The 6688-nt window shown below is 60.6% G+C and carries 6 protein-coding genes; 3 read left to right on the top strand and 3 right to left on the bottom strand.

What is annotated here, in order from left to right; all coding sequences use genetic code 11:
* Positions 1-335 (bottom strand): hypothetical protein (locus ABZX92_RS32495; RefSeq protein ID WP_355567828.1); only part of this gene is annotated, 335 nt, incomplete at its 3' end.
* A 129-nt stretch (positions 336-464) separates the two neighbouring features.
* Positions 465-1013 (bottom strand): hypothetical protein, encoded by a 549-nt coding sequence (locus ABZX92_RS32490; protein ID WP_355567825.1) that lies wholly within the window; start codon positions 1011-1013, stop codon positions 465-467.
* 114 nt (positions 1014-1127) lie between these two features.
* On the opposite strand from ABZX92_RS32490, the gene ABZX92_RS32485 reads away from it, so the two are divergent.
* Together ABZX92_RS32485 and ABZX92_RS32480 are read left to right on the top strand one after the other, a co-directional pair.
* Positions 1128-1334: a hypothetical protein gene (locus tag ABZX92_RS32485; protein WP_355567823.1), complete on the top strand. Its 207-nt coding sequence runs from the start codon at positions 1128-1130 to the stop codon at positions 1332-1334.
* A gap of 236 nt (positions 1335-1570) precedes the next feature.
* Complete coding sequence (locus ABZX92_RS32480; RefSeq protein ID WP_355567821.1) at positions 1571-2386, top strand: toll/interleukin-1 receptor domain-containing protein; 816 nt, start codon at positions 1571-1573, stop codon at positions 2384-2386.
* 138 nt (positions 2387-2524) lie between these two features.
* Here ABZX92_RS32480 and ABZX92_RS32475 read toward each other — a convergent pair whose 3' ends face one another.
* Complete coding sequence (locus tag ABZX92_RS32475; protein WP_355567819.1) at positions 2525-4915, bottom strand: tetratricopeptide repeat protein; 2391 nt, start codon at positions 4913-4915, stop codon at positions 2525-2527.
* 553 nt (positions 4916-5468) lie between these two features.
* Here ABZX92_RS32475 and ABZX92_RS32470 point away from each other — a divergent pair.
* Complete coding sequence (locus ABZX92_RS32470; RefSeq protein WP_355567816.1) at positions 5469-6629, top strand: hypothetical protein; 1161 nt, start codon at positions 5469-5471, stop codon at positions 6627-6629.
* Positions 6630-6688: the final 59 nt, after the last annotated feature.

Raw genomic sequence — 6688 nt, 5'->3', positions numbered from 1 at the left:
GTGAGGTGGCCGCCGAGGGTGTGCCAGTTCAGGTCGGGGTGTTCGGCGCGCAGGGCCGCGAGCGCTGCCCTGGCAAGTCCGCAGCGCTGGTAGAGCGGGTCGGTGTAGGGCTGCTCTACCCAGGCCAGTCCGCAGCGGCGGCAGGACCTGTAGTCGACGGAGAACGCGATGTCTGCGTTGAGGTGGGCAGCACGCTCGCGCCAGCCGGGCCGCTCCTGCGAGGCTGTGTCCCACCAGCCTGAGGCGGCCTGGGATCGCGGTGGCCGGTCGAGCACGGCGTCGGCGATCCGCCTCAGGACGGCACGCCATGAACCCCGGCCGGACACCTGCCTCACCGTTCCAGCCTGCCTGGCCAAGTGCCGGGCCGCCCGCGCATCACCGCTCACTGAATCCTCCTAGGAGCGCCCGAACGGGTCGATTCTTTGTTCTGAACGGGCTTACGAGACCCCGCGCGGAAGCGTGGTTCAGCGGTGGAAGGCGTCGCCGTAGGCGCCTTCGTCGATGAGGTGGGTGAGGTCGAGCAGCGCGTCGATGCCGGCCTCATCGCATCGGCCGACGATCTCGACGAGCGGGGAGGCGGCGGGCTCGTCGGTCACCAGCATCCAGCCGTGTTCGAGTTCGATGGTGATCGCGAGCGGGACCGGCCTGGACGTGCCCTGTTCGGGAACGGTGTCGGCGCGGGGAAGCGGGACGTGCAGCATGCGCCGCTGTGTCTCGATGCCGCGCTCGGCCAGTCGCATGACGACGGCATCGAGCAGCGCGATGGCCTGCTCATGTGTGGAGGGTCGGAGTTCGCGTGCGTTGCGGCAGGTCATCTCCAGGGCGATGACGGCGAGGCGGTCAACCCACTCGCTGGCGGCGGAGAAGGCGGACATGTCGACGCCGTGCTGGTCCGCAGTGACGCACCAGGCCTGGAGCAGTTCGCCTGCCGCGTCGAGTACGGGCGCGGTGGCTTGCCAGGACGACATGTAGCACCGGCCTACTCGGTAGACGGCGTTGCGGGCCAGCGGCATGGCGTTCGGAGGGGTAGTCACAGGCGGGGTGGTCACGGTGTTCTGGCTCCTGCGGGGTCGGCGGGCGCACGGCGGCTGGTCGTGTCCGGGTTAGAGGTCGTGGGAGGTGACTAGGTGCAGTATCTCGGTGAGGTACCGGTCGGCGTCGAAGCGGACATCGAGTCCTCGGGTGCCGATGCGCGGGACTGGGCGTCGCACATGCGGCCGATTCCGGCTGATGTGCTTCGTAAGGAGCTGGAGATCGCCACTGTCCAGGCACGTGAGCTGATCGCAGTGATCCGACGTGAAGTCGCGGCCAAGGTGTGTGCCGAGGTCGCCTAGGTAAATCCTGTTGACCTTCGGACAGGGGTGGTTCAACCGGTTTGGATTGATCTGCCTGTCCCAGAGGAAGACGCTCATGGAAGCCTGATCTCCGACGGGTTCGCTCGGGTTGAGGCGCAGAGCGTGACGTGTGCGGTGCGGTGCTCCCGCGGCGAGCGCATGGCCGAAGCTGATCACAGTCAGCCTGGTGCGTGATGTTGAGCGGCTTATCCCATCCGTGCGACTAGTCTGGTGCAGTGCCCTCTGAGAGGTCGGGTTCTAAGCGGTCTAGGTGGTCTCCCGAGGAGCACCTGAAGCTGGTCGACGAGTTGCAGGCGCGGTCGGGTTCGTTTAGCGAGAGCTTCTTCGACGCGCACGGCCTCGGGACTGCATACCGCAACGCCGGCAAGTACAGCAGCAAGCGTGCACGGATCAACGCAGCGCTTCATGCCTCGAAGGTCCGGGGCGACTTGACCAAGGTGCTGGATGCTGCGCAGACGCATCTCCTGGGGCAGCCAGGCGATCCGTCAACCGAATCTGTTGATCAAGGGGATTCGATCATGGCGTCAAACAAGTTGTTCATCAGCCATGCTTACGCGGATCGGGCGTTGGCGACTCTCCTGCACGACGCGCTGAGGCTTGGTGGCGTCCCTGCGGATCGGATCTTCTACTCGTCCCAGCGGGGGAGTGGCATCCCGTCTGGAGAGGACGTCCGTTCGTACCTTCACCGGTCGTTGACAGAGTCAGCGCTCGTGGTCGAGCTGCTTACGAAGACCTTCTTGACGAGGCCGATGTGCCTGATGGAACTCGGCGGCGCCTGGGCACTCCGCACGCCCACGTATCCGCTTGTTGTCCCTCCGCTCACTCGCGACGAAGCAGTTGGTGCTATCGGAAACGTGCAGATGAGCGTTCTTGATCCCGACGGTGACGTCGACGAGATCTTTGACGAGCTTCAAGACCGAGTTAGTAGCGATCTTGGTCTTCGAGTCAGGGCAACAGAATGGAACCGTGCTGTTGCCACCTTCAGGGCGCGGTTCCCGGATGTCCTAGACGATGCACCTGCTGGTGCCTGACTCGATTTGCTTTTGCGGAGGAACGACCTTGGCGTGGGAATGGCTCGCACCTACCGGAACAGTCGCGGCGGGCAATGAAATGTTGAATCGGTGTAGAATGAGATATTTGACGAACTTCCGAATGGTGAGATGATGTCTTCATCCGGCGAGATCGTCCAGTTGATGCTGGATGCGCTCCACATCCTTCGTCCTGTCTTGGTTTTGATACAACTGCAGTGCCTGTAGCCAGTTGTGACTAGCTTGGATGTGATCACCAAGAGCGGAGTGGGTGGAGCCGAGGCGATCCAAGATATCCGCCTCATAGTAGGTGTAGCTGAGTTCGCGGAACAATGTGAGGGCGCGATGGTAGTAGTCCAGGGCTTCATCGTACTGTTTCATGTGATGAGCCAGGTAGCCAAGTGTGTCGAGCGTGTCTGCTTCGCCCTCGCGATAGTTGTGGCGCCGACATAGTGTAAGAGCTGCGCCGCAATGAGCGCGAGCTTGTTCGTACTGGCCAAGCCGGGTCAAATACCATCCAGCGGCATTGAGTTGCTCTGCTTCGAGAACCGGTTCATGGAGAGTGCGGAAAAGGTGCAAGCCTTCAACGGCGTGCTCCAGGGCTTTTTCGTCCTCTCCTTTTCGCCCGTAAGCCAATGCGAGCGCATTATGCGTATTGGCTTGAGCAAGTAGATCTTTGGCTTCCTGTGCGAGGGTAAGAGCCATGGTTAAGTGATCTAGCGCTTCGGTGTATCTGTCCAGGCGTGCCCATACCTGACCGAGAAGTCGGTGGGCGAGGAGAAGTGCGGACGGATCACCTTCGCGTTGTGCTGCTGCTAGGCCGACCTGCCAGGCGGTGAGATGATCATGCACGTGTCCCCGGCGACGATGGAAAGAATCGAGCGCCCAGGCCATCTGCCAACCCGCTCTAGGTATACCCCAGGAGCCCGTAGAGCGTTGAGTTGCGAGCAGACAGGAGTGCTCAGAATCAAACCATGTCAACGCAGCAGACTGATCAACAAGCAGTTGAGGGCGGCACCCCGCAGTAGGTTCGCTGATGTTAATCGAGGGACGACCGGGTGTTAGAAGTCGATCGCCAGCGTGAGCGGTATGGAGGTAGAAGTCTACAAGTCGCCTCATTGCCACATTCTGCTGGTCTGCGCTCTGGGTGGTGTCTGCTTGCTTGGTCGCGTAGAGGCGGACCAGGTCGTGCATCTGCCACCGGCCAGGCTTGCGCTGTTCGAGTAGTGACATTTTCTCCAATGCTCTCAGCATTGATTGGGCCTGGGTTGCGGAAAGCCCGGATAGGCTGACCGCTGCAGAGAGACTGATATCTGGTCCAGGAGCCAAGCTAATTAGGCACAGTACTTCCGCCTGCTTAATCGGCAAAATGCTGTACGACCACGATAGTACGGCCGTAAGATTTGTTCCGATGTCCCCTTGGTCAAAGGCTGTCAGTCTATCTGCGGTATCGCGGAGCTCACCGGCCAGAACCTCCAGCGAGAATTCAGGGTGCGTGGTAGCCCGACTAGCGACGATGCTTAACGCCAACGGGAGGCCTGCGCAGCGTGCAAGCAGCTCAGCTGTCGCAGCAGGCTCGGCACCTACCCGCTCACGTCCAATCCGCTCGGCGAGCATGGCACGCGCTTCATCTTCGTCGAGAACGCCTAAAGTCAAGCGCTGAGCGCCATGGGCTGTGGTCATTCCTGGAAGTTGATCGCGACTGGTAAGAATTACTGTACACGTCGAGGTTCCCGGTAGTAGCGAAGAGATTTGATCCGTATCGCGGGCGTTATCTAGGACGATTAGCATACGCTTTTCCGCAATGCAGCTACGGTACAGTGCGACTTGGGCGCTAAGCTCGATCGGAATTCGTTCTGGGGCAATGTCGAACGCGTCTAGAAAACCGCGCACCGCTGCTCCGGTAGGCATTGGATCGGCGGCTGGGGAGAACCCGCGCAGGTCGACGAAAAGCTGGCCATCGGGGAAAAGTTGAATATTTTGACGCGCCCAATGTAGGGTGAGCCAAGTCTTTCCGATTCCGCCGGTTCCGGCAATTATTGAGACCATAGCCGTATTTGTCGAATTGCCTGCAATGTCCAGGGCGGCTGTCAGCTGTGCCAACTCCTCATGGCGACCGACGAATGATGCTGGCGCGGCTGGAAGCTGGCGTGGGATCGGAGCGCGCTGTGCTGCAGGATGTAGATGTACATCCCCTTTGAGTACACCCGCTTGGACTACGTTCCCTTCGATGCTCGTGGCGGTTAGAGCACCTTGAGCCACAGTGCCTACGTTGTGCCCTGCAACATTATTATGGTCGCCCGTCACGGTTATTTCGCCTGATGCCGTCGACCTGTCGATCTCAATTATCGGATCCTGGATCAACTGCTTAGGTGAACCATTTGGAGGTGCCTCCGGGGGAGGCTGGCGGGCTAGCGTTAACGAGTAGGTGGATATGCCTATCCCAACAACGCCGCAAAAGGCGCCGATTACGCTGCCGATCTTGTCGGCTGCCTCAAGTCCCGGCCACAGTGCCAGCGCGATGATGGTCAAGGCTATCGCGATAGTAGCAACGTAGGATTTCCAGCCGAGGTGCAGTCGGTGAAAATTGCGTGCCCCCGAAACTGGTGTTCTATTCCTGTGCCAACTCAGCCAGGTCGCGGCTCCAGTTGCGACAAGGGTGACAGTAGATATCCACAATGCCCACGGAATCGGCAGGTTTAATGCCCTAGTCGCGATACTGGCTGTCAGTACTAATGCGCTTCCGATGAAGGCGATGATCGCTAGCCTCTTGCTCGTCAAGCTTCCCCCTCATCGATGTGGCGCCGTGGTAACTCTCGATTCGCTAGAGCGGGTTCCGTAGTTACATCGTTCACCCGATCGGCCCTGATGAGTCGATCATGCTCGCGGGTAGGCCGCGGCCGAGACGTGCCCCAAGGGTCAGACGATCAGCCTTAGCGAGTCGACCGTGGGCGGGAAGTCCATGCACCGGGTGCTTGTCCACGTCGATCTGGTTGATGCCGGCGACGACCTTCGAAGCAACGGTTTCATTCTACTGACGTAACTCTTGCAGCCCTCACCCGCGCTCACCCTCATACTTCTGACGGTGTCGACGACGCCCACTCCACCAAAGTTCATCAAGACCGCAGCCGCGCTTGCTGCGGTAGTCCTGGCCCTACTGGCGATCGTGACGAACTACGCCACCCAGATGGTGCCGCCGTGGATCAGTGACAACCCAATCCTGGTCTGGTGTGGCGTAGGGGTGCTGATGGCCGCTGCGGTCTGGCTTTCGATCCGTTCGGCTGGGCAGGGCGAACCTGCGGCGGAGTCGAAGAAATCACGTAGCTTCAGACAGAAGCGGGATGCGCGCCTGCTGCGGTGCCTGGCCTGCGGAAAGACGATTCTTGTCTCATTTAGGCGAAGCAGCACTGGGTCGTGGGAGTGTGCGAAGTGTGGCAAACGTTCGACGGCCGAGGAAGACTCGATCGGGCGGATAACGATCACTACCCCAGGCCACGGAGCGGTCAGGTTCGTGCAACATACCCAGTTCTTCGGGATGCTCACGAAGACGTACGAGTCTGAGGTGTTGGCGGGGGCCGATCGTCCAGGTGTCGCCGATCGTGATCAACGGGCTACCGCAGAGCCCGGCGCTACCGTTGTCAGGACGTCGATCGATGGCATGTTCAAGCGGGAGTTCCGGTCGGCGTTCGTGCGAGGCCTGTTGCGCGACCGGAGTCTCGTGATCGCTGCCTGGAGTGTCCTCGGTGCGTTCATCGTGCCGCTAGCGCCGCCGCGCAGCGTCCTTGAGTTCGGTGGACACTTCGTTGTTGGCTTTGGTCTGTCCGCGCCGTTCGTATTGGCCCTGTTCTGGCTGCGGGGCCGAGACACGTTCAACTCCTGGCTGAAGCACAGAGACGCGTTCTACTGTTGGCTCCCAAGGCCCTCCGCGCTAGCACTGGCGGTCGTCATGCGATCCGGAGACCTCTGGCACGTCGAGGCTCTCAGGACCACCCAAAGCAGAGGCGAACGGACTCTTGGCGTTGAGCTCATGCAAGACATCTGCCGCTACGCCGATCGTAAGGGCCTCACGTTGTCTATCAATGCCACGCATCCGGACTGGCTGGTCGACAGCTTGCGGTTCGAACGGACGCCCGAACAGCCCAGGGAACGCAAGTACATCGTGCTTACTAGGAGTCCACAAGCGATGCCTGTACAGCGGGAGGCGAGTCGGTCAAAGTCGAAGCGTCGAAAGGGTCGACGCAAGTAAGTCTACTTAGGACTGACTGAACTGCCTTCCCATCTCGAAGGTTCGTACCAACGCAAGCT

Origin of the sequence: Lentzea sp. NPDC006480 (assembly GCF_040611995.1) — a bacterium.
Taxonomy (GTDB): Bacteria; Actinomycetota; Actinomycetes; order Mycobacteriales; family Pseudonocardiaceae; genus Lentzea.
The sequence above is the reverse complement of the archived record's forward strand: the minus strand, read 5'-3'. Positions and strand labels throughout refer to the sequence as shown.